Annotated in this window: 17 protein-coding genes; all 17 read right to left on the bottom strand. The window is 72.6% G+C overall.

What is annotated here, in order from left to right; genetic code table 11:
• Position 1 precedes the first annotated feature (1 nt).
• Complete coding sequence (locus ACIRQ9_RS22835; RefSeq protein WP_404176408.1) at positions 2-1,255, bottom strand: DUF4910 domain-containing protein; 1,254 nt, start codon at positions 1,253-1,255, stop codon at positions 2-4.
• Between the two features lie 17 nt (positions 1,256-1,272).
• Complete coding sequence (locus tag ACIRQ9_RS22830) at positions 1,273-2,298, bottom strand: NAD-dependent epimerase/dehydratase family protein (RefSeq protein WP_404176295.1); 1,026 nt, start codon at positions 2,296-2,298, stop codon at positions 1,273-1,275.
• 3 nt (positions 2,299-2,301) lie between these two features.
• A complete protein-coding gene (locus ACIRQ9_RS22825; protein WP_404176292.1) occupies positions 2,302-2,949 on the bottom strand; it encodes a PIG-L deacetylase family protein in 648 nt (215 codons plus the stop codon).
• A complete protein-coding gene (locus ACIRQ9_RS22820) occupies positions 2,946-3,740 on the bottom strand; it encodes a sugar phosphate nucleotidyltransferase (protein ID WP_404176289.1) in 795 nt (264 codons plus the stop codon). The genes ACIRQ9_RS22825 and ACIRQ9_RS22820 overlap by 4 nt, the downstream gene beginning before the upstream one ends.
• A complete protein-coding gene (locus tag ACIRQ9_RS22815) occupies positions 3,737-4,972 on the bottom strand; it encodes a class I SAM-dependent methyltransferase (RefSeq protein WP_404176286.1) in 1,236 nt (411 codons plus the stop codon). The genes ACIRQ9_RS22820 and ACIRQ9_RS22815 overlap by 4 nt, the downstream gene beginning before the upstream one ends.
• The gene (locus ACIRQ9_RS22810; RefSeq protein WP_404176283.1) at positions 4,969-6,210 is read right to left on the bottom strand and encodes a glycosyltransferase; all 1,242 of its coding nucleotides are present in this window, start codon (positions 6,208-6,210) and stop codon (positions 4,969-4,971) included. Before ACIRQ9_RS22810 ends, ACIRQ9_RS22815 begins: the two co-directional genes overlap by 4 nt.
• Positions 6,211-6,212: 2 nt before the next feature.
• On the bottom strand, positions 6,213-7,472 hold the full coding sequence (locus ACIRQ9_RS22805) for an O-antigen ligase domain-containing protein (RefSeq protein ID WP_404176280.1): 1,260 nt from the start codon (positions 7,470-7,472) through the stop codon (positions 6,213-6,215).
• A 1-nt stretch (position 7,473) separates the two neighbouring features.
• On the bottom strand, positions 7,474-9,018 hold the full coding sequence (locus ACIRQ9_RS22800) for a right-handed parallel beta-helix repeat-containing protein (RefSeq protein ID WP_404176277.1): 1,545 nt from the start codon (positions 9,016-9,018) through the stop codon (positions 7,474-7,476).
• A 9-nt stretch (positions 9,019-9,027) separates the two neighbouring features.
• Positions 9,028-10,983 carry an alginate lyase family protein gene (locus ACIRQ9_RS22795; protein ID WP_404176274.1) on the bottom strand — a complete coding sequence of 652 codons (1,956 nt, stop codon included), beginning with the start codon at positions 10,981-10,983 and terminating at the stop codon, positions 9,028-9,030.
• Positions 10,980-13,169 (bottom strand): Gfo/Idh/MocA family oxidoreductase, encoded by a 2,190-nt coding sequence (locus ACIRQ9_RS22790; RefSeq protein WP_404176271.1) that lies wholly within the window; start codon positions 13,167-13,169, stop codon positions 10,980-10,982. Before ACIRQ9_RS22790 ends, ACIRQ9_RS22795 begins: the two co-directional genes overlap by 4 nt.
• A gap of 18 nt (positions 13,170-13,187) precedes the next feature.
• Positions 13,188-15,122 (bottom strand): asparagine synthase (glutamine-hydrolyzing), encoded by a 1,935-nt coding sequence (gene asnB / locus ACIRQ9_RS22785; RefSeq protein WP_404176269.1) that lies wholly within the window; start codon positions 15,120-15,122, stop codon positions 13,188-13,190.
• 3 nt (positions 15,123-15,125) lie between these two features.
• Positions 15,126-16,646 (bottom strand): Wzz/FepE/Etk N-terminal domain-containing protein, encoded by a 1,521-nt coding sequence (locus ACIRQ9_RS22780; RefSeq protein ID WP_404176266.1) that lies wholly within the window; start codon positions 16,644-16,646, stop codon positions 15,126-15,128.
• Positions 16,643-18,016 (bottom strand): Wzz/FepE/Etk N-terminal domain-containing protein, encoded by a 1,374-nt coding sequence (locus ACIRQ9_RS22775; RefSeq protein ID WP_404176263.1) that lies wholly within the window; start codon positions 18,014-18,016, stop codon positions 16,643-16,645. The genes ACIRQ9_RS22780 and ACIRQ9_RS22775 overlap by 4 nt, the downstream gene beginning before the upstream one ends.
• Positions 18,013-19,278, bottom strand: coding sequence for a glycosyltransferase family 4 protein (locus ACIRQ9_RS22770; protein ID WP_404176260.1), 1,266 nt, complete (start codon positions 19,276-19,278; stop codon positions 18,013-18,015). Before ACIRQ9_RS22770 ends, ACIRQ9_RS22775 begins: the two co-directional genes overlap by 4 nt.
• Positions 19,268-20,584, bottom strand: coding sequence for a nucleotide sugar dehydrogenase (locus ACIRQ9_RS22765; protein WP_404176257.1), 1,317 nt, complete (start codon positions 20,582-20,584; stop codon positions 19,268-19,270). Before ACIRQ9_RS22765 ends, ACIRQ9_RS22770 begins: the two co-directional genes overlap by 11 nt.
• 73 nt (positions 20,585-20,657) lie before the next feature.
• The gene (locus tag ACIRQ9_RS22760) at positions 20,658-22,136 is read right to left on the bottom strand and encodes a sugar transferase (protein ID WP_404176254.1); all 1,479 of its coding nucleotides are present in this window, start codon (positions 22,134-22,136) and stop codon (positions 20,658-20,660) included.
• A 683-nt stretch (positions 22,137-22,819) separates the two neighbouring features.
• Entirely contained in the window at positions 22,820-23,692 is an 873-nt protein-coding gene (locus ACIRQ9_RS22755) for a TauD/TfdA dioxygenase family protein (RefSeq protein WP_404176252.1), read from the bottom strand.
• Positions 23,693-23,735 lie beyond the last annotated feature (43 nt).

Genomic DNA, 23,735 nt, shown 5'->3' with positions numbered 1-23,735 from the left:
GTCATTCCTTGATCAGTCCGGCGTCGAGCAGCGCGCCGGCCGCTCCGGCGACGGTGTCGAACGGGAGCCCGGACCGCTCGGCGACGTCCAGCAGATCGTGTTCGCCGTCGGAGAGGCTGAGCACCCAGAGCATGGCCATCTGGGCCTGCTGGGTGTCGCTGCGGCCACCGAGCGCGCCGTAGAGTCCGCGCCGGCCGAGCTGGGGTTCGCCGTAGGGGCTGAGGTTGACGTACCGCCGGTTGCGGTCGAGGACGGCGAACGCCTCCCGGCAGAGGGCGAGGGTGTCCGCCATGGCCGCCGGGGAGACGAAGTCCAGGTTGTCCGCGGAGGTGTGGTACTCGGGGTAGCCGGCGTACGGGGTGCGGGTGAGCGAGCCGACGCCCAGGTTGAAGCCGGGTGAGCAGAACTGCCGCTCGTCGTAGCCGTACGGGGTGAACTCGTTGACGCGGTGCGGGCGTTCGGAGGCGGTCAGGACGTGCCGCAGCACCCGGTCGATCTCCGCGTCGCCACGCCTGCTCTGCTTGTACGTCACCTGCCCCGGGTCACCGGCGCAGGCCAGCACCAGACCGTGCTTGACGTGGTCCACCCGGTCCGCGTTGCGGGCCAGCCAGGTGATCGCCCCGATGGTGCCGGGTGCGAACAGGAACCGGTAGGTGTAGTGGGTCCGCTGCTCCGCCAGCGCGCGGGCCAGGCAGGTCGCCACCGCGATGCCGGCGAGGTTGTCGTTGGCCAGCGACGGGTGGCAGACGTGGCAGGAGACGATGACCTCGTCGGGGACCTGTCCGGGAACCACGTACTCGGCGTAGGTGAGGTGGCCGTCGGCGAGGGTGGAGTCGACGCGGACCTCGTACTCGCCGTCCGGCAGCGCGTCCAGGGTCTCCTGCGCCAGGCAGAAGCCCCAGTCCGGCTTGTAGTAGCTGGTGCGGTACGGCACCCAGGTCGGGTGGTCCGGCAGCGTGTGCAGGTGGGCGCGCAGTTCGGCGAGGGGCATGGTGGCCGACACCGGCACGCTGTAGCCGAGCACGTGCAGACTGGACGCGGCGAAGTCGACGACCCGCCGGCCGGTGGCGTCGGCGATGTACGCGTCCCGGATGTTCCACTCCTGCGGCACCGTCCAGTCGAGCACCTGCGTCCCGGTGGGCACCTCGTGCACCTGGAGCGGGATGTACTCCCCGACGATGTCGAGGGTGGCGCGCACACCGTCGCCGGTGATGCTCCGGCAGAGCGGGTACATCCGCTCCACCAGGGCGTACATCTCGTTGCCGACCTCGGTCACCGGCGCCGCCTGAGGGTGTCGTCGACGGTGCCCGCGTCGGTCGCCGCGCGCAGCACGGCGAGCCGGGTGAAGCGCTGCTCGAAGTCCTCCCGGGTCAGGCCGAACGTGCGGTAGGCGTCGGCGAGTTCGAGCGCGCCGCGCTGTACCGTCCAGGCGCACTCGAAGCCGGGGACCGCGGCGCGGAACCGGGAGAAGTCCACCCGGTAGGACCGCGGGTCGGCGCCGTTCTCGCCGGTGATGACCACCTTGGAGCCGGTCACCGCGTCGGCGACCTGCTCGGCGATCTCGGCGACGGTGACGTTGTTGACCTCGCTGCCGATGTTGAACGCCCGGTCGTGCACGGCCTCGCGCGGCGCGGTCAGCGCGGCGGTGAAGGCCTGCGCGATGTCGGCGGCGTGCACCAGCGGGCGCCAGGGCGTGCCGTCGGAGAGCACGAGGACCTCGCCGGACAGCAGGGCGTGTCCGACCAGGTTGTTGAGGACGATGTCGGCGCGCAGCCGGGGCGAGTGGCCGAAGGCGGTGGCGTTGCGCATGTACACCGGGGTGAAGTCGCCGTCGGCCAGGGCGTGCAGGTCGTCCTCCACCCGGACCTTGGACTCGGCGTACGGCGTCACCGGGCGCAGCGGGGCGTCCTCGGCGACCAGGTCGTCACCGCCGGCCGCGCCGTAGACCGAGCACGTGGAGGCGTACAGGAAGCGCTGCACGCCGGCGTCGCGGGCCAGGCGGGCGAGGCGGACGGACGCGTGGTGGTTGATGTCGTAGGTGAGTTCGGGCGCCAGCGAGCCGAGCGGGTCGTTGGAGAGCGCGGCCAGGTGGATCACGGCGTCCACTCCGGCCACGTGGTCGGCCGTGACGTCGCGCAGGTCGACCTGGTGGCCCTGCGGGTCCTCGGGGCGCGGGCCGAGGACGCAGTCGGCGAACAGGCCTGCGTCCAGGCCGACGACGTCGTGCCCGGCGGCCTTCAGGACCGGGGCCATCACGGTGCCCAGATAGCCCTGGTGTCCGGTCAGTAGTACGCGCAAGGTTCAACCCCCCAGGTTGAGCGTGAGTTTGGCGACGGCGAACGCCTCGGCGTAGCGGGCGTGGCATTCGATGCCGCGGATCCGGGCGAGGCCGAGGAAGGCCTCCCGGTCGTACCAGGGCCGGTGGCGCTGCGAGGGGTAGTGCTCCTGCAGCAGCCGCACCTTGTGTTCGGCGGTCTCCGGCGTGAGCGGCTGGTAGGCCGCGGGCCGGCCGAGGTCGCCGTCCCACTTGACGATCTCGTAGCCGAGCACGAGATGGTCCCGGAACGCGGTGGTCATGAGCCGGGCCAGGCCGCGGTGGTCCTGGTGGGCGTCGTCGGTGCGCGGGGCGAGGACCAGCTCGGGGTCGGTGCGCTCGCGCAGTTCCTCGACCGCGGACTTGGCCTCCTCCCAGTGCGCCGGGAAGCGGCCGTCGGGCAGTTTGTGCACGGTCAGCCGCAGGTCGGCGCCGGGGCAGAACGCGGTGAGCGCGGCCTGCTCCTCCTGCTCGCGCTCGCTGCCGCCGCCCGACAGCACGAGGGCGTCGACGCGGACACCGGGGTGTTCCTGACAGAGCGTCAGCAGCGTGCCGCCGGCGCCGATGGCGATGTCGTCGCAGTGCGCGCCCACCGCGACGATCCGGTCCAGGGGCCCGGCACCGAGCCGGATCACGCTCCGGCTCCGGCGGTGTCCCGCTCCCAGACGGCCCACGGGCGGTCGCCCCTGGCGTAGGCCTCGTCGAGCGCGGCCCGTTCCTTCACGGTGTCGGTCGGCTTCCAGAAGCCGCGGTGCTGGTGCGCCACCAGCCTGCCCTGCTTGGCGAGTTGGGCGCAGCCGTCGGCGACCAGGTCACCGCCCTCCGGTATGTGGTCGAAGATCTCCTGGCGGAGCACGAAGTAGCCGCCGTTCTCCCACAGCAGCAGTTCGCTCACCGCGGTGATGCCGCCCACCAGACCGTCCTCGCCGAGTTCGACGCAGTGGAAGGAGGACTGCGGCGGCACCACCATCATCGACGCCCCGGCGTCCCGCGCGGCGAACCGGTCGATCATCTCGGTCAGCGGGGCGTCGGTGAGCACGTCGGCGTAGTTGGCGAGGAACATCTCGTCGCCGTCCAGGTGGTGCCGCACCCGGCGCAGCCGCTCGCCGATGGGTGACTCGATGCCGGTCTGCGCGAACGTGATCGTCCAGTCGGCGATGTCGGTGGACAGCAGCTCGGTCCGTCCGCCGCGCAGGACGAAGTCGTTGGACGTCGTCTCCTCGTAGTGGAGGAAGAAGTCCTTGATGTGGTGGGCGCCGTAGCCGAGGCACAGGATGAACTCGGTGTGCCCGAAGGACGCGTAGTAGCGCATGACGTGCCAGATCAGCGGTCGCGGGCCGACCATCGCCATCGGCTTGGGCACGTCGTCGGAGACGCCGCTGCGCATCCGCATCCCGTAACCGCCGCAGAACAGGACGACCTTCACGACTTCACCTCGACAATGCTCAGTTCGGGGATGGGGAAGACGAGCCGGCCGCCCCACTCGTGCACGAAGGACAGCTGCTCGACGAGTTCGGCCCGCAGGTTCCACGGCAGGACGAGGACGAAGTCCGGCTTGTCGGCGGCTATCCGCTCGGGCGCCAGGATCGGGACACGGGTCCCGGGAGTGAACCTGCCGTGCTTGTACGGGTTGCGGTCGACGGTGTAGGCGAGCAGGTCGGGACGGATGCCGCAGTGGTTGAGCAGGGTGTTGCCCTTGCCGGGGGCGCCGTAGCCGACGACCGTCTGGCCGCGCTCGGCCGCATCGACGAGGAAGCGCAGCAGGTCCCGGCGGACCTTGGCCACCCGGGCGGAGAACTCGGTGTACCCGGCGAGTTCCCGCAGTCCGGCGGCCTCCTCCCGGGCGAGGACGTCGGCCACCCGTCCCGTCGGCTCGCCGGCCGCCTCGGCGGGACGGGCCCACAGGCGGATCGAGCCGCCGTGCGTGGGCAGCAGCTCGACGTCCACGAGGGCGAGTCCACCGCTGGCCAGGGCGCGGATCGCGGAGGCGACCGTGTAGTACTGGAAGTGCTCGTGGTAGATCGTGTCGTACTGGTTCTCCTCGATCAGGGTCAGCAGGTGCTGGACCTCGATGGAGACCCAGCCGTCGTCGGCGACCAGCGCGCGCAGGCCCTGGGTGAAGCCGACCACGTCGGGGATGTGCGCGTACACGTTGTTGGCCACGACCAGGTCGGCCGGCCCGTGCTCGGCGCGGACGGCCGCACCGGTCCGCGGGGAGAGGAACTCGGTGAGCGTGGGTACGCCCGCCTCCCGTGCCGCGGCGCCGACGTTCACCGACGGTTCGATGCCGAGGCAGCGGATCCCCCGGTCCACCACGTGCCGCAGCAGGTAGCCGTCGTTGCTCGCCACCTCGACCACGAAGGCGTCGGGGCCGAGCGCCAGCCGCTCGGCGGCGCCGGCGACGAAGGTGCGCGCGTGCTCCACCCAGGAGGTGGAGTACGAGGAGAAGTAGGCGTACTCCTTGAACGTCTCCTCCGGTGTGATCAGCGGAGGGATCTGCGCGAGCCAGCAGTCGGTGCAGACCCGCAGGTGCAGCGGGTACGCGGGCTCCGGATCGTCCAGTTGGTCCGCGGCGAGGAAGCTCTCGCACGGTGGTGTCGCCCCCAGGTCCACCACGCTGGTCATCGCTTCCGAGCCGCAGAGTCGGCATCGTGTCATCTGCTGTCCCCATCCCCCCTGCCCGCGCGGGTCTCCCCGTCGCGAGCCTGTGCCGACCGCCCCGCGATCGCGGTGCGGTACTCCTCCACCAGGCGTGCCAGGCCGACGGCCGGGCTGAAGCCCTGCTCGTAGCGGCGGCGGGCCGCCCGGCCCATCTCCCGGTTGCGTTCCGGCGCGGTCGCGATCCGGCGTACGCGGGACGCGAGCGAGGCCGCGTCGCCGGGCCGGTGCAGCAGCCCGGTGACTTCGTCCTCGACGAGTTCGACGAAGGCGCCGTGGCCGGCGGCGACGGTCGGGACCCCGGCCGCCATCGCCTCGACCACGACCAGGCCGAACGCCTCCAGCCAGGTCGACGGGGCCACCACGGCGACCGACCGTGCGACGGCCTTGCGGCACTCCGCCGTGTCCAGCAGGCCGACGTAGCGCACGTCGTCACGGTCCGCCGCCCAGGCGGCCACCTCCGGTTCCAGCGGTCCGGTGCCGGCGATCACCAGGGGTACGCCCACGCCGCCGGCCGCCGTGATCTCGTCCCACGCGGCCATCAGCAGCCGGACGCCCTTGGCCTCCGCGAGCCGCCCCAGGTAGAGCAGGTGCTCGCCGTCGCCCTCCCGGCACGAGCCCGGGTCGGGCACGAAGTTGTGCTTCACGGTCAGCCGGTCGGCGGGCATGCCGGAGCGCACCAGGACGTCGCGCTGGGCCGCGGAGATGCACAGGAACCGTTCCACGCCGGTCCACCACCGGCGCCGGTTGGCCGACAGGCTGACCGCGAGCGGCACGGTGGCCAGGCGCGAGCCGCGGTAGCAGCCGTGCCGGACGGCGGGCAGCGGTGCGCCGCCGACGCACTCGGTGCAGGGCCGGCCGTCCCGCTGCAGGGTGCCGGGCGGGCAGACCTGCGTGTAGTTGTGCAGGGTGGCGACGGCGGGCACCCCGGCGTCGGCGCACGCGGCGAGGACCGCGGGCGACAGCAGCGGGAAGACGTTGTGGACGTGCACCACGTCGGGCCGGTCGGCGCGCAGCCGGGCGGTCAGTTCGGTGCGGACGGCCGGGTTCCAGGGCACGAGGAGCGGCACCGCGACCTTGCCGAGCAGGGACCGGCGGCCGATGTCGTCGCTGCGCCGTTCGAACACCTCGACCCGGTGGCCCGCCGCGCGCAGCAGCTCCACCTCCTGGTCGACGACCTTGTTCTCACCGCTCGGCTGCGCCGAGCCGTAGCGGTTGTGCACCACGAGGACACGCATGCTCAGGACGCCTCCGGTCGGTGGTCGGGCCGTCGGGGAACACCGGGCGCCGCCGCTGCGGGTGCCGCCAGCAGCGAGGCGGCCAGCGCCAGGTGCAGCAGGTAGGGCGAGGCGTCCCCGAGACCGGCCTCGGTGTACGAGGCGACCGCGCAGTAGCTGATCAGGAAGATCGCGCAGGCGCGCTGCAGCGACGGCGGGCGCAGCAGCGCGACGGCGCCCAGCACGATGATGATCACCGCGACGAGGGTCACGCCCGCCAGGCCCTGCTCGTTGTAGACGGCCAGCCAGCTGTTGTCGATCGGCAGCCCGCCGAACGACTTGTCGCCCAGGCCCACGCCGAGGACCTTCTCCGAGGTCGACCGGGGTGCGGACAGCAGGGCGTCCCAGACCTTGGCCCGGCCGGTGAGGCTGGAGAAGTTCTCCTTGCTCTGTCCGCGCAGGAACCACGTCTGCAGGGCGGAGGCGAACCCGACCCCGGCGACCGCGCCGCAGACCACCGCCCAGGTGAAGAACCGGCGGGCTGCCGCGCTGGTCAGGACGAGCGAGCCGATCGCCAGCGCCAGCCCGACGAACAGGCCGAGCGTGGCCGTGCGGGTGTGGGTCAGCGCGAGCAGCACCAGGGACGGCACGATGACCACCGCGGCGCTGGTCCCGTCGGTCCTGCGGCCGAGGACGAGCAGCACGGTGAGTCCGATGATCACCGCCGCGTACTGGCCGATCTGCGGCGGGGTGAGCGGCCACAGCGCGCCGACCAGGCGTCCGCCGTAGAGGTCGGGCAGTGCCGCGCCGGGTGAGACGACCAGGCCGGCGGCGACCGAGCCGAGCACCGCGAAGTACGCCCGGACGTGGTACCGGACGAACGTCGGACTGCCGTCCCACCAGCGGCTGAGCAGCCACAGCGTGCCGATGAAGAGGGCCAGCCGGAAGCAGCGGAACAGCGCGCCGAAGCCGGACTCCAGGTTCGCGCTGGAGATCACGCTGGTCACGAGCAACAGGGTGAGCAGGAGCAGGTAGGCGCTGGGCCGCACGCGCACCCGGGGGTTGACCACGAGCGCCAGCGCGAACGCGGCGACCAGGGCGCCCATGGTGACCATCTGGATGAGGGAGCGCGGCAGCGGGACGATGGTCTTCGCCCCGGCCGAGCCGAGCGTGTTGAGGACCAGCAGCCCCCAGACGACCCCGACGGTCCTCGGGGTGCCGGCGGCGCGTCCGGTGCCGGTCTCCGTCGTCGTCCGCGGCCGGGTGTTCGTCCGTTCGTCCATCTCAGTCACCGGCCCCTGGGTCGAGGGTGCTGCCCGCGTCCTGCCGGTAGTCCGGGCCCTGCCAGTCGTCGAAGTCGAGCACCCGGCTCGGGTCGTAGGCGACGAACTTCCACGGCCCGACGTAGACGTTGCGGTGCCACCGGTTGTGCTGCCTGTACGTGATCGCCTCCGCCACCTTCTCGCCCTTGTACGGGGACCAGTCCGGATAGGTGCCGTAGTTGGACAGCACCGCCATCCGGTCGCACATCTGCGTGCAGTCGACGACGGACTTGTCGAGCTCGAAGCGGTTGTCGTGGATGTCCACGCGCTGGGTCTTCCAGCGGCAGTCGCCGTACAGCGGCGCCTTGGCGATCGACGGCGCCGCACAGCGGCGGGTGTCCTTCACCAGCAGGGTGCAGTCGCCGGAGGAGGTGTTGGCCGGGCTGTTGCAGAAGCGGTCGGCGTTCTCCCACAGGGTGATCCCGGACCAGTTGTCCTCCAGGACGTTCCGGTAGATCTCGATGCGGTCGGTGCGGGCCCGGATCCGCGGTTCGCCGCCGGACTCGGACAGGTAGACGGCCGCGTAGGGGAAGGTGTCGCCGCGGTCGGCGTACCTGCGGCCCTCGGTCCAGTTGTTCCGCCGGATCGTGTTGTCCCGGACGATCGCGTTGTAGCTGGTCTCGTAGATCAGCGCGGGGCCGTCGTTGGACTCCAGGACGTTGTCCTCGACGAGGAAGTCGTTGTTGTCGGTGTCCGCCCACAGGCCCGCTCCGTGGTTGCCGTGCACCCAGTTGCCGCGGATGTCGGCGCCGTCGACGGCCCAGAACTTGATGCCTCCGGTGCAGCCGCAGCCCTGCTGCCTGCGCTCCCAGTCGTCGGTGTTGTTGCCCGTGATCTCGTTGTCCTCGACCACCAGGCCGGTGATGCCGCCGCCGCCCTTGTAGGCGTTCATGCCGTACTGCCCGTTGTCGCGCAGACAGTTGGCGCGGACCCGCTGGCGGTCACCGGCCATCAGTGCGGCCCCGGAGTTGTCCTGGACCGTGGAGTGCTCGATCACCCACCCGTCGGCGGAGTCGTGGTTGACCACGCCCTCGTCCCGCGGTGCGACGAACCGCTGCACGGTCAGGTAGCGGATGGTGACGTCCCGGGCGGTGCCCGCGAACGCGTACTGGTTCTTCTTCCCGCCGTCCAGGACCGCGCCCGGCGCACCGAGGTAGCTGTCCCCGGTCTTCGGGATCACCTGGGCGTAGCGGTCCGGGTCGAGCCGGTGCCGGCCCGGCCGGAGCCAGAACGTGGTGTGCGGCGGGCTGCTCTTGGTCTTCGCGGCCAGGTCGCCGACCTTCGCGGGGTCGACGGTCACGGCGCCGGCCGGTGGCTTGGCGGGGCCGGCCGCGGGGTGCGCGCACACCCGGGCCACGGCCCGGGCCGCGGACGTGGACGTGGACGGCGCGGCGGTCGGCCGAGCCGCGGGGGCGTCCGGCGTGCCGTCGCAGCCGGTCGCCGTCAGCAGGGCCAGTGCCGTCAGCGGTGCCGCCGTCCACACCCAGTGCCGCCTCGTGTTCCTCACCTGCTCCCCCTAGCCGCCGAACCCGAGCACGGTGGTGAACGCGGACGTGCCGTCGGCGGTGCCGGTGCCGACCAGCGTCGTGGCGGGCTCCTTGCGCCCGAATCCCGCGGAGTACCAGCCGAGCGGCGGATCGGTCTCGCCGCGGTGCGCCCGCCAGGACAGCTCCGCCGGCAGGTCGAGGACCGCGGAACGCCCCTCGCCGTCCCGGATCCAGGTGAGCGCCGCCCGGTTACCCACCAGGTCGGCGGCGATCGCCGGGCCGAGGTGGAAGGCGAGCCGCACGGTGCGGCGCGGGCCGCGCACCTCGTCGACCACCGTCAGCTTCCGGCTCGCGGCCGTCAGCTCCACCCGGCGGCGGTGCACGGACCCCTGGTAGCCGTCGTGCTCGGCGCACCAGCGCGGGTCCGCGCCGTCCGGGTCCGCGGCCAGGACGCGGGTGCGGGCGTGCCGGGTCCACAGGAACGGGCCGCCGGACACGGACTGGTCGGCGCCGTCCAGTTCCAGCGTGTTGTGGCCGAGGGTCGACCGGAAGTAGCGCCGCCACTCCGGCTGGCCGTGGTAGCAGTACGTCCCCGGGTCGGCGAGCACGTCGACGCCGTCGTGCCGGACCTCGAGGGACAGCGCGTCCGCGTGAGCGTGCGCGGCGATGGACAGGAAGCCGTGCGGACCGCCGTCGCAGCGGCACCAGATGCCTCCCGGCCCGCGCAGCACGGCGAGCCCCGCGTCGGCGAAGTGCGCCGGGCGGCGGGCCGGGCGGGAGACGGTCCGCGCGGTGCCGTCCGCCGGGTACGGGCGCACGAGCGCGGCGAGCAGCGGGGTGCGCACATCGGTGCCGGGCGCCTCGGGCCACCAGTCCAGGCGGCCAAACACGGCGGCGCCGGTGGCCAGCAGGGAACCCCAGCGGTCGGTGTCCGGTCCGTCCACGATCAGACCGTGGCCGTCGTCCGCGTCGCCCTGGCGCGGCGGCCGCAGCCGGTCGTCCACGACGGCCGCGAGCGCGTCGGTCATCCGCAGCAGCACCAGCCGGACGGTGGCGGGGACGGGCACGGCCGCGGCATCGGCCTCGGCCAGCGCGGCCAGGCCGAGTTCCAGGACCAGTCCGTGGTACTCGGTGGCCAGTTCGCGGTTGAGGCCGGAGCCGAAGGTGTTGGCGCGCAGGTGCCGGTCGAGCGACCGCAGCGCGTCGGCCCGCCAGCGTCCCGAGGAGGGGAACCAGCCGAACGCGCAGGCCGCCGCGAGCTGCCCGGCGGCCTCGGCGATGACGTGGTTGTTCGCCGAGGAGCCGCGGCTCGGGAAGGCGGCCAGCCAGCGCTGGTGGTGCCAGATCTGGTCCAGCGCCACCGGGTTGTCCTCGAACAGATCGGCCGCGCCCGGCCAGTCGTCGAGCAGCCGGCGGACCCACACCCAGGACAGCAGCCGGATGCCCAGCTCGATGCCGCTGACCCAGTGCACGCCGCGCAGCGGCGGGTTCACCGCCCACCACGACCGCAGGTGCTCGGCCACCCGCTCGGCGTACCGCTCGTTCCCGGTGACCGCGTAGGCGGCGGCGAGCACGGTGAGGTACTGGTGCCGGGACGGTTCCCAGATCTGCTTGATGTCCCCGACGGTGTCCTCGTCGCGGTACGGCACGTCGAAGGCGTAGCCACCCGGCGCCCGGCGCCCGGTCTTCGGGTCGCGCCACCAGTCCGGGTCGGTGAGGTCGTCGCGGACCACCCCGAAGTACTCGGCCCGCCCGGACATCAGCCGGTCGGCCTCGGCGACGAGGCGCTTGGCGGCGTCCGGCGGCACCGCCGCGAGCGTCCCGGCGGGCAGGACGGCGGTGAACCGGGCGCCGGTCACCTCCGGGCGGTCCGGCCGGGCGGACCGCCACCGCCGTCTGCGGAGCGTGTCGCCGGCCCGGCCGGTGATCTCCCGCGGCCCCATCCGGGACAGGCGTCGCAGGTACCAGCCCGCGCTCATGGTCATCGGGCCCGCTCCAGCGTCACGGGAGCGCCCGCGGCCAGGGCGCCGCGCACCGCGAGGGTGGCCGCCGTGGTGGCGGCCAGCGACTCCAGCGGCACCGGCATCGGACCGCCGGTCCGAACGGCCTTGACGAACGCGGCCAGTTCGGCGTTCTGGCCCTTGTCGCGGGCCTTCGGCAGCCGTGAACTGACCCAGCGCTTACGGCCGTACACCGAGGCGCGGACGAAGTCGTCGAGTCTGAGCACCTTGCCGTCGGCGACGAGGTCCAGCGTCTCCTTGGGGAAGCCGGGCGCGCCGGTGGTGACGTAGCTGATGGTGGCGGTGGATCCGTCCGGGTAGCGGAGGACGACCTGGAGGTCCTCGTTGCCGGTCGGGGCGACCGCGTACACCGAGACCGGGTCGGCGTCGAGCAGCCAGCTCGCGGTGTCCACGAAGTGCCCGCCCTCGCCCTCGAACCGGGAGCCCTCGGTGCCCTGGCGGAGGTACCAGCTGCCGTGCTGCAACCGGCCGGCGTTGACCAGGTAGCGCAGGCTCGCCGGCTCCGTGCGGGTGCCGAGGCGCTGCTTGGCCTCGGTCAGCAGCGGTGCGAACCGGCGGTTGAAGCCCACCTGGAGGCGGTCGTTGCCGGATTCCTCCACCGCCGCGAGCACGGACGCCAGTTCGTCCTGGGTGAGGGCCAGGGGCTTCTCCACGAACACGGTCTTGCCCGCCAGCAGTGCCCTGCGGGTGAGTTCGGCGTGCGAGCTGTGCCGGGTGACGACGAACACGGCGTCCACGGAGTCGTCGCCGAGCACGGCGTCGAGGTCGGTGGTGGCGTGGGCGAAGCCGAACTTCCGCTGTGCGTTGGCCGCGGAGAGCGCCGTCGTGGTGACGACGGTCGACAGCTCGACACCCTCGCGCCGCGCCAGGTGCGGCAGCAGCATCGACGTCGCGTAGTTCCCGGCACCGACGAACGCGAGCCGCACCGCAGCCGTGGCGGGCCGGGCCGGCGCGGAGGCGGGTCCGGCGTGGCGCACCGCGGGCACGGTCACCGACGGGGCGGGTGTCTGCCGTGTCTCGGCGGCCGCCTCGGGATAGCGGAACAGGACGGCCACGGCCTTCAGTTCGCCGTCCTTCAGGCGCCGGTACGTCTCGACGGCGTCCTCGAAGTCGGCGACGTGGGAGACCAGGGGCTCCACGTCGACGCTGCCGCGGGCGACGAGGCCGAGGAAGCACGCGAGGTTGCGGCGCTCGGTCCAGCGGACGTAGCCGATCGGGTAGTCGCGTCCCTCCAGTTCGTACTCCGGGTCGTAGCGTCCGGGGCCGTAGGACCGTGAGAACCGGACGTCGAGTTCCTTCTCGTAGTACGCGTTCCAGGGCAGGTCCAGGCGGCACTTGCCGATGTCGACGACCCGGCCGCGGTCCCGGCAGAGCCGGGCCGCCAGCTCGACGGGCTGGTTGCTGCCGCCGCCGGCCGCCAGGTACACCTGGTCCACGCCGTGTCCGTCGGTGAGTTCGGCGACCGCGGCCTCCACGGCCGCCGAGGAGGGGTCGCCGCAGGCCGCCGCCCCCAGGCGCGCGGCGAGGTCGCAGCGCGCCGGGTCGGGGTCGGCGCCGACGACGCGGACCCCGGAGGCGGTCAGGAGCTGGACCACCAGCTGTCCGATCAGGCCGAGGCCGATGACCAGCGCCACCTCGCCCAGTTGGGGCGCGCCCTGGCGGACACCTTGCAGCGCGATCGATCCGACGGTGCCGAAGGCAGCGTGGCGCGGCGCGAGACCGTCCGGCACCGGCGTGTAGAGGTTCTTCGGCACCCAGTTCAGCTCGGCGTGCAGCGCGTGCTCGTTGCCCGCGCAGGCCACGAGGTCGCCGGCCTTGACGTCGTCGACGCCCGCGCCGACCTGCTCGACCACGCCGCACAGCGAGTAGCCGAGCGGTGTGTAGGAGTCCAGCTTGCCCATCACCTTGCGGTAGGTGGCGGGCACTCCGTTGGTGGCGACGCTCTGCATGACCTTGGCCACCTGGTCCGGCCGTGAACGGGCCTTGCCCAGCATCGACATGCCGGCCTCGGACACCTTCATCAGCTCGGTGCCGGTGGAGATCAGCGAGTAGGCGCTGCGGACCAGCACACCGCCCGGCTTGCACCCCGGCTCCGGCACGTCGAGCACCGCCAGCTCGCCGCTCTTGTAGTTCTGCACTACCTGCTTCACCCGAACTCCTCCGAATTCCTAAGCCGTCGTACGAGTGCGCCGGCCGGACCCAGAGGTCGCGTCGCGGTACCAGTACTCGAGAGTCAGTACGTGCCACAGATGCTTGGAGTAGTCCCGCTGCCCGGCGGCGTCCTCGGCGACCAGCCGGGCCAGCGCGTCGCGGCGCAGGAACCCGGACTTCACGAGCAGGCCGTCCTCGACCACCTCGCGCACCAGCGGCGCCAGGTCACGGCTCATCCAGGCCCGCAGCGGGGCGCTGAACAGGCCCTTGGGCCGGTACACGATCTCCCGCGGCAGGATCGAGGTGGCCGCCTCCTTGAGGACCGCCTTGCCCTGGCGTCCGACGATCTTGCGGTCGCCGGGCACGGCGAAGGCCGCCCTGACCACCTCGACGTCCACGTACGGCACGCGTACCTCGGTCGAGGCCGCCATGCTGGAGCGGTCCGTGTACGTGAGGTTGAGGCCCGGCAGGAACATCCGGGCGTCGGTGAGGCACATCCGGTTGACGAAGTCGTCGAGGTCGTTGTCCGCGTAGACGTCCGCGTGCTCGGTCAGCACGTCCTCGACCGTCCCGGCCAGGTCCGGGTTCAGGAGCGCGAGCAGTTCGTCCTGGTCGTACATGGTGTAGCTGCGCCGGAAGGCGGTCTCCTCCGGCAGGCCGGCGAAGGACAGGAACCGCTTGGCGAAGCGCACCGACCGGTACCCGCGGCGGCTGGTGGCGACCGGCAGCCGGTCCACCGCCCCGGACAGCCCGCGCCGCAGGGGCCGCGGCACGCGCTGGTAGCGCACGGCGATGAGGTTGGCCAGGTGCTTGCGGTAGCCGGCGAACAGCTCGTCCGCGCCCATCCCGGAGAGCATCACCTTCACGCCGGCCTCGCGTGCGGCCCTGCAGATCAGGTAGGTGTTGATCGCCGCGGGGTCGCCGATGGGCTCGTCGAGGTGGTACGTCATCCGCGGCAGCAGGTCCAGGACGTCCGGCGCGATCTCGATCTCGTGCAGGTCGACGCCGAACCGGGCGGCCACCTGCCGGGCGTAGCGCAGGTCGTCCGGCATCGCCTCGAACCGGGCGTCCTCGGCGCGGAACCCGATCGTGTAGGCGGAGATCCCCGGCCGGTGGCGGGCCGCCAGGGCGGTCAGCCAGCTGGAGTCGAGGCCGCCGGAGAGGAAGGTCGCCACGGGCACGTCGGACAGCAGGTGGCGCCGGGTCGACTCCTCGACGACGGCGGCCAGGTCCGGCTGCTCGCCCGAGCGGGCCCGCTCCGCGCCCTCGGCGGCGACGTCCTTCAGGTTCCAGAACCGGCCGCGCTCCACCCGGCCGTCGGGGCGGCACCTCAGCCAGGTGCCCGGCGGCAGCTTCTCCGCCTCGCGGAACGCGCAGCGCGAGTCCGGCACCCAGTAGTACAGCAGTGAGGCCACCAGAGCCGCGTGGTCCACCTCCAGCGTGCCTCCGGTGGCGGCGGCCAGCGCCTTGAGCTCGGAGGCGAACACCAGGCCCCCGCCGCGCCGGAGCAGGAACAGCGGCTTGATGCCGAGCTGGTCGCGGGCGAGCACCAGGTCGCCGGTGCGCTCGTCGAAGACGCCGAACGCGAACATGCCGCGCAGCCGGGGCAGGCAGTCCGTGCCCCAGCGCCGCCAGGCCTCCAGCAGCACCTCGGTGTCGGAGGTGCCGCGGAAGCGCACGCCGGCGGCCGTCAGCTCGGCGCGCAGCTCGGGCGCGTTGTACAGCTCGCCGTTGTAGGTGAGGACCAGGCCGTCCGAGACCATCGGCTGGGCGCCGGTGTCGGAGAGGTCGATGATGGCCAGCCGTCGGTGTCCGAGGTGGACCTCGGCGTCGCCGACGGGGTGGCTGTAGCGGCCGGCCCCGTCGGGTCCGCGGTGGGCGAGGGTGTCGGTGAGCCGGTCGGTCACGGCCTTGCCTTCGGGCCACCGGTAGGTACCTGCGATGCCGCACATGTGCTACCGGACCTCCTGGTCGTTGTCCGGGACGCGGGCGGCCCACACCGGCTGCCGGTCCGTGCGCCGCCGGCCGGTGCCGGGCTGCCGTCCGGACGGCTCGCTCCGGCCGCGCAGCGCGGTCTGCAGTCCGTCCCACAGGGTGCCGTCGGTGCGGTCCCGCGGGTCGGGGTCGATCAGGACCACGCCGATCACCGGGATGCGCTGGTCGGCGAGTTGCCGTGCCACGGTGTGCAGCCACGCGGCGCTGCCGTGTCCGGCGCGCACCACGAGCACCGTCTGGGTGCCGAGGTGGCGCAAGTCCGTCCACGCCGTGCCGGGTGCCACGGAGCCGACGCCGATCCTGCGTTCCTGGGACGGCACGGCCGCGGCCCGCTCGGCGCCGACCACGGCCGGGTCCCCCGGCTTCTGGCGGCGGCCCGCCAGCAGCGGGCGGGGCAGGCCGTCGACGACGGTGACGGGCCCCTCGGCCGCCATCGCCCGGGCGAGATCGAGGGCGAGGACGCTCGCGCCGCGCGCGCAGCCCAGTTCCAGCAGCGACACCGGTTCGGCGGACCCGCGGGTGGTGCGGGCCAGGCTCGCGGTGAGCCGTTCGCGGGTGGCCCGGGTGCGCCGGCGCTGCCACGGCCTCCCCTTCCGGCGGGGCAGCTCCGCGATGACGGAGGCGCCGAGGTTCGCCGCGATGTCCCGGCGCAGCACGGGGCGGTCCGCGACCACCGTGCCGACCGCGGCCAGGGCGAGGCCCAGGAAGAGTCCGAGGACCAGCCCGATCACGGCGTCGGTGACCAGGGCCTTGGGCAGGGAGTGCCGCAGCGCGCGCGGGTCGTCGACGATCTGCGTGCCGGCGACGACCTGGGGCGTGCCGGTCCGCGCGTCGGCGGCGCGTTCGTCGAAGTCGGCTATGCGCGAGTTGAGTTCGGCGCGGCGGGCGAAGAGCGACTCCAGGCCCGCGGACGCCTTCGGGTCGCTGCCCGCGGACTGGTTGCCGATCTCCTTGTTGACCTGGGCGAGTTCGTCCCGCATGCGGTCGCGCTGGTCGAGCAGGGCCTGGGCCTGGGCCTGGGCGGTGTCGCGCATCCTCTGCACGTGGTCGGTGACGAACGCGTCGGCAAGCGCCTTGGCGCGGGCCACCGCCTGGGCGTCGCTGTCGCCGCTCACGGTGATCTGCAGCAGGTTGTTGGTCAGGCCGGTGCCCCGGTAGTCCTTCATGAAGTCCTCGGGCCGGTCCGGGGACTTGAGGGTCTTCAGGGCCTTGCCGGCGATCTGGGTGGTCTGCAGCAGCTGGACGTCGGTGCGGATCAGCGTGCCGGTGTCGTTGGGCTGGTCCTCGGCGTGGGCGACCAGCACCGTGGTCACCGCGGTCGGTGACGGCGGCATCAGGACCGCCAGCGCCGAGCCGGCCAGCAGGCCGAGCAGGGCCAGGCCACCCCACAGGCGGCGGCGCCTGCGTACGGACACCACCAGCGCCTGCAGGTCCAGCAGCGGAGCCGCGGCCGACGGCTCCGGTGTCGTGCTCGTCGTCACGCTGAACCTCCTGTGGCCTTGCCGGGGACCGCGAGCGCGAGGGTGGCGTCGTCCGGCGGGTGGTGGCCGGCGGGCCGGGTGCCGCGGGCGCGGACCGGGTCGGCGAGGACGACGCCGTGCACCTCGTGCCTGCCGTCGGCGCAGGCCTCGGCGATGCCGGCGAGTTCCTCGGCGGTCCAGCAGCCCGCGCTGAGGACGACCAGCGCACCGGACTCGGTGTCGCGGTCCGGCACGATCGGCCGGGCCGCGGAGACCTCCACCACGCGCAGCCGCGGATCGCTCCCGGCCTCGGCGGCGAGCTGTCCCGCGGCCCGGCGGGCGATCTCGTCGCCGTCCGGTACGACCAGCAGCAGGGCGCGTGGCGCGGGCAGTTGCTCCCGGAGGCGGGCGCACACCCGCCGGTAGCGGATCCGGCGGGCGGCCTCGTCGTCGGACCAGCGCGGGGCGGGCAGGTCCCACCGGGTGTCGACGCCGAGGAGCCGGCGGACCAGGCGCGGCCGGCCGTCGCCGTCCGTCCGGTGCGCGCCGCGGCGCTCGCCGGGGACGTCGACGGTGCCGAGCAGGGGCGAGCCGAGGGCCGCGGCGATCTCCGGTTCGGTGCGCAGCCTGCGGTTCATCCGGGCGGCGGCGAGGTGGCCGACGACCGCGAACAGGAGGAACAGCAGTGCTCCGGCGACGACGAGCTGGATCCGGGTCGGCGGCGCCTCGCCGGTCGGCCGGGCCGCCGCGCCCATCACGACCATGCCGGCCTTGTTGCTCGCCGGGTCGGCCTCGTCGAGCTTCGTCATGGCCTCCTCCAGCGAGGTGCTCAGCTTCTCCAGTTCCGTGCGGGCCTGTACGCCCTCCACGGTCTGTCCCGGATCGGCCGCGCCGGCCAGCTCGGTGATACGGCGGTTGGTCTCCTCGACCTGCTTGCGCAGCGCCTCGGCCTCCGTGGCCGCCGCGGAGTCGGTGTTGCCGCCCGCGATCCGCGAGGCGAACTTGACGAACTGCTGGGCGACCTGGTCGGAGAGCTGCTGGGCGCGCCTCGGGGTGTCGGCCGTGCCCGAGATCTTGACGATGTTGCCGTCGGCGGCCGCCGCGGTCACCTGGTCGCGCAGCTCGGCGGCGCTGACGTCCTTCCAGCCGAGCGCGGCGGACGCGCGGTCGACCACCGTCGAACTGGTCGCTATGTCGACCTGGGTGAGCAGTTCGCGTTCCTCCCACTGACCGGGCAGCAGGACGGACGCCGACGTCGTGTACCGCGGCGGGAACACCACCGAGGCGCCGTAGCCGACCAGTGCTCCCAGGACGGTGAGCACGGTGAGAAACCGCCAGCGGCGGCGGAAGATCCGCCCGATGGTGACCAGACGTATGGTGTCCTCGCTCAACTGCGCTGCCTCTTCCCTGTCCGAACCTGTTCACGCGCCGCGACCGGGGTGTGGTCACGGCAGGCAGCGGCGTAGGCGGCGAGCAGCGACACCTGCGAGTTCCGCCAGGAGAGCGGTCCGCCGACCCGCTCCTGGCCGATCTTGCCCATCCGGGCTCGTTTCTCGGGGTCGTCGAGGAGCAGCGCGATGAGCCGGGCGAACTCGGCCTCTTCGTCGGCGGGCGCGTAGACGGCGGCCTCACCGGCGGAGACGCGGGCTTCCTTCAGGTCGAAGGAGACGATCGGCCGGCCCATGGCCATGTACTCCAGGACCTTGTTCATCGTCGAGACGTCGTTGAGCGGATTGCGCGGGTCGGGCGAGAGGCAGACGTCGGCGGTGGACAGGTGGCGCACCAGGTCGGCGTCCGGGATGCGGCCGGTGAACTCCACCTGGTCGTCGAGTCCGAGCCGGCCCGCCAGCTCCACCATCGCGTCGAAGGCGTCGCCCGAGCCGACGAACACCGCGTGCCAGTCGGTCCTGCCGAGCCCGTCGCGGAGTTCGGCGAGGGCCCGCAGGGCGTAGTCGACGCCGTCCTGGGGGCCCATGACGCCCAGGTAGCACAGCAGATGGGGCTTGCCGCGCTTCAGCTCCGGCTCCGGCGGAACCGGCTGGAAGCGTTCGACGGCGGGCGCGCTGCGCACCACGAAGACGTCCTCAGGGCGCTTGCCGCCGCGGGTCACCGCGACGTCGCGGTAGCTCTCGTTGGTGGCGAGGACGATGTCGGCGGCCCGGTAGGTCCGCCTCTCCAGCGCGCACACGGCACGGTAGAGCAGGTCCTTGCCGCGGCCGAACCGGGAGAGGTACAGCTCGGGCACCAGGTCGTGCTGGTCGAAGACGAACCGTGCGCCGCGCCGCTTCAGCCACAGCGCGGGCAGGAAGAGGAGGTCCGGCGGGTTGCACGCGTGGACCACGTCGACGGGGCCGACCCTGCGGGCCAGCCGTGCCGTGTGCCAGAGCGCCGAGCCGTACTCCTTGAGGTAGCCGGCCGGTCCTCCGGTGGCGGCGCGCAGCGGGTAGCGGTGGATCCGCACCCCGTCGATCTCCGTCTCCGGTTCGGTGTCGCGCTTGCTGCCCTGCGGACAGATGACGTCCACCGTCCAGCCCGCGTCGCGCAGGGTCGTGCACTCCTGCCACACCCGCCGGTCGAAGGGCACCGACAGGTTCTCCACGAGGATCAGCGCGCGCCGGCCGGAGCCGGCGCCGCCCGTTGCGTCACCAGGCAAGGCCCATGTACCCCGGTTCGGTCCGGCGCGTCTCGGCGTCGGGAAGGCGGATGAGGTCGACGATCACCGGGCCCTCGCCGTGGGGCAGCGCCGCCAGCACGGCCGGGTCCCTGGTGCCGACCAGGCACACCTCGGCGTGTTCGAGCACCTCGTCGACGGAGTCGGCGAGCAGCTGCGCGAGGTGCGGCAGCCGGGTCTCGATGTACTCGCGGTTCGCGCCGATCAGCCGGGAGAGGCTCACGTTGGCGTCGTAGATCTTGATGTCGTAGCCCTTGCCGAAGAGCCGTTCGGCGAGTTCGACGAGCGGGCTCTCGCGCAGGTCGTCGGTGCCGGGCTTGAAGGACAGCCCGAACAGGCCGACCCGGCGCTTGCCGGCGCGCTCGACCAGGTCCACCGCGCGCTGCAGGTGGTCGGCGTTGGAGGTCAGCACGTGGGCGAGGATGGGCACCGAGACGTCGGCGCGCTGAGCCGCGTGGACCAGGCTGCGCAGGTCCTTGGGCAGGCAGGAGCCGCCGAAGGCGAAGCCGGGCCGCAGGTAGGCGGGGCTGATGTTGAGCTTGCGGTCGGCCAGGAAGACGTCCATCACCTGGTGCGAGTCGACGCCGAGCGCCTGGCAGACCGCGCCCAGTTCGTTGGCGAAGCCGATCTTGAGGCCGTGGAAGGCGTTGTCCGCGTACTTGATGGCCTCGGCCGTCGGGACCGGCACCCGGAACACCTCGCCGGGCAGGCCCTCGTACAGCCCCAGCACCGCGTCGCCGCTGGCCCGGTCGAGCTCGCCGACGACGGTCTTCGGCGGGTCGAGGAAGTCCCGGACGCTGGTGCCCTCGCGCAGGAACTCCGGGTTGACCGCGACCCCGAAGTCCACCCCGGCGGTGCCGCCGACGGTCTTCTCCAGGATCGGCACCAGCAGGTTCAGGCAGGTGCCCGGGAGCATGGTGCTGCGGAAGACGACGGTGTGCCGGCCGCCGCGTTCGGCCAGTGCGGCGCCGATCTCCTCGGTGACCCGCTCCAGGTACGTGGTGCACAGGCTGCCGTTGGGTTCCGAGGGTGTGCCCACGCAGACCAGCGACACCTCGCTGTTCATGATCGCGTCGCGGACGTCACGGGTGGCGCGCAGCGCTCCGCTCCGCACGACCTCGGCGAGGAGTTCGCCGATACGTTCCTCCACCACCGGGGCCTTGGCGTCGTTGACCAGGTCGACCTTGACCTGGTTGACGTCCACCCCGATGACCTCGTGCCCCATGCCGGCCAGGCACGCGGCTGACACGCAGCCCACGTAACCGAGCCCGAAGACGCTGACTCTCATGACCCGTCTCTCCCCCCAGGCAGGCCCTTGTGGCCTGCGGTCCGCACATCGGCCTGACGACGTCCGCGGCTCATCAGTAGGCCCCCTGCCCGTGGAGCACCGCGCGCATCGTCTTCCACAAGATCACCGTGTCGAGGGCGAGCGACCAGTCCTCCACGTAGCGCAGGTCGAGGCGGACCGCCTCCTCCCACGGCAGGTCGCTGCGCCCGCTGATCTGCCACAGGCCGGTGAGACCGGGCTTGACCAGCAGCCGGCGCCGGATGTCGGGGCCGTAGGCGGCGCACTCCTCCGGCAGCGGCGGTCGCGGTCCCACGAGCGACATCGCTCCGGTGAGGACGTTGAAGAGCTGCGGGAGTTCGTCGATGGAGTACCGGCGCAGCACCGCGCCGACCCGGGTCACCCGTGGGTCCCGGCGGAGTTTGAACAGCAGCCCCGCGCCCTCGTTGCGGTCGGCCAGCTCGGCGCGCGCCTTGTGCGCCCCGGTGACCATGGTGCGGAACTTGAGGATCGTGAACTCCCGGCCGCCCTTGCCGACCCGGCGCTGGCGGTAGAAGGCGCCGCCCCGGCTGTCCGCCAGCACGAGCAGCGCGACGACCACCATCAGCGGCGCGAACAGCATCAGCAGCAGCGCCGCGCCCACCCGGTCGACGACTTCCTTGATCGCCCTGCGGCCTCCGGTGAACGTCGGGAGGCTGACCCGCAGCAGCGGGATCCCGAGCACCGCGTCGACGTGCAGCCGTGGTCCGGCCACCTCCATCAGCACCGGTGCCACGACCATCTCGGCGTCGCTGCCTTCGAGGTTCCAGGCCAGCCGTTGTAACCGCTCCGGCGTCCAGTGCGGGTCGGGCGTGACCGCGACGACCCGGTAGCCGTCGTGGCGCACGTGCTTGGCGACGTCCGTCAGCCGGCCGACGACCGGCACTCCGTCCAGCTCGTCGCCCTCGGTCCCGCGGCCGTCCGTCGTGCACACCGCCTCCACCCGCCAGCCGATGTGCGGGTACTTGCGGGTCCGGGTGATCAGGTCGCCCACGGTGGCCGGGCTGCCCGCGGCCAGCACCGGTCTCAGGCAGCGGCCGTCCTTGCGCCGGCTGTGCAGGCAGAGACGGAGCACGTACCGCGCGGTCATGGTGACGAGCCCGATCGCGGGGATCGCCACGAAGATCCAGAGCTTGATGTTGCGTGAGGTCAGCGCGATCCCGCCGAGCGCCAGGACGACGGTCGCCGCGAACAGCGCGCGTCCCAGCCGCCGGAACTCCTCGGCGCCCTGGCCGAGGACGGCGGGCGCCCACGACCGGCCCACCACGAGTGCCGCCAGCACCAGCAGTTCGGTGCCGAAGGCCAGAATCCCCCATTTCTCATGCCAGTTGGCCGCGTCCCGGGCCCCGAAGAACTCCCCGATCCCCGCCACCACGAAGGCGGTGGCCACGGTGTCGCTGATGATCACGGTACGTCGGTACCGCTGTTCCCACTCGATCGCCGGCCTGCTGAATCCCCCGTTCGCCAGACGCTCGCGCGCCGGCGGAAAAGGGCCGACTAGTCCCCCCTGCCGCACAGAAACCCCCCGGTCCCCAGTGGTTCGACATGGTGCCCTGACACGGTTCCTCCCCCCGGGAGGCCCCCGCCTCCCGCACGCATCCGCCCCGGGATGCCCCCCGGCTTCCCGCGCCGCGCTGTTCCTCCCGCGGACGGCCCCCGCCCTCCGCGTACGACATCCCGGCTACTTCAGCGCTTTTCGACGAACCCGCCCATGGCGCGACGGACTTGCATACGGTCAGATCACCGGGTGCTCCCCGCACCCGACGTACTGATCAGGACACCGGAGTTGATCACCCCCACGTCCGGCCGCAGAGTCTCGGCTTGTGGCCGTCTGCATCGCCGGACCCATAGATCATCATTTGTCGCCTAGTGTCCCAGCATGCGAAGCACGGTCAATCTAGACCATCAAGAGCCGTCTGAAGAGAGGGCCGTGTGGAATTTGTGCTCAAGATTTGAAACTGGGTCAACAGGCGGACGGCGGGCGTCAGTTGCCCCCGCGAGCGAGGACACGCCGTGTGACCTCGGACGACGCACGCTCCTGGGGCGGCCGGAATCGGCCGCCCCAGGGAGTGTCGGTTCTGCCGACCAAGTCGCATTCAGGGCAAGTTCGGCGCATTGTTGACCGAATCGTCGCCGTCGGCCGTATGCTCGCGACCGCGGACGTCCGTCGCGGGGGCGTCCCGTGGGACGGGCGTGCCGTCAGCCCTTGACGGGACCGCCGTCGATGGCGACGCGCTGCCCGTAGCGGGCGAAGGGGTAGTAGTCGTACGTCGCGTGGTGCTGGACGCACCGGTTGTCCCAGAAGACGAGGGTGCCCGGGGTCCAGCGGACCCGGCAGTGCAGGACCGGCCGGCAGGCGATCATGTCGAAGAGCATGTCGAGCAGGGCCCGGCTCTCCTGGGCGGAGAGCTGCGGGACGCGGCTGGTGTAGGCCCTGTTGACGTAGAGCAGCCTGCGGTCGGTCTCGGGGTGCCGGGCGACGAGCGGGTGCTCGCTCTTCGGGATGACGTAGTCCGCCGGCGGGGTGTATCCGGCCAGCGCCTGGGCGCCGTCGTGCACGGCGGTGAGCGGGTCCAGCAGGGAGCGCATCGCCGGGGAGAGCATCTCGTAGGCCAGGTGCATGTTGGCGAAGAGGGTGTCGCCGCCGCAGCCCGGCTCGGGGATCTCGGTGATGTAGAGCATCGACCCCAGGGACGGTTCGGCGTCGGCGGTGCCGTCGGCGTGCCAGCCGTTGCCCGCCACGTCCGCCGCGGCCGACGTCGTGCGGATCTCCAGGACGCACGGGTCGCCCTCGGGCGGCGGCGGGTTCACGGGCCGCAGCTCACCGAAGGCGCCGGCGAAGCGCTTGTGGTCCTCGGTGGTGATCGTCTGGTCGCGGAAGACCAGGACGTGGTGGTCGAGGAACGCCGTGCGGATCTCGTCCAGTTGCTCCGCCGAGAGCTCCTTCGACAGGTCGACGCCCGAGACCTCCGCGCCCAGCACGGGGGTGATCCGGTCGACCGTGAGCGTGCGGTAGGGGCGCGCGGGACGCGTGGTCACCGCTTCCAGCGCGTCGCGTTCGTATGACTCCATGGCGTCCTCCAGAAGGGGTGGGGTTGCGGGCCGGGGTGCGGCG

This window comes from Streptomyces sp. NPDC101237 (genome assembly GCF_044767465.1).
Classification (GTDB): Bacteria; Actinomycetota; Actinomycetes; order Streptomycetales; family Streptomycetaceae; genus Streptomyces; species Streptomyces gramineus.
This window is presented reverse-complemented; position numbering and strand designations above follow the sequence as displayed.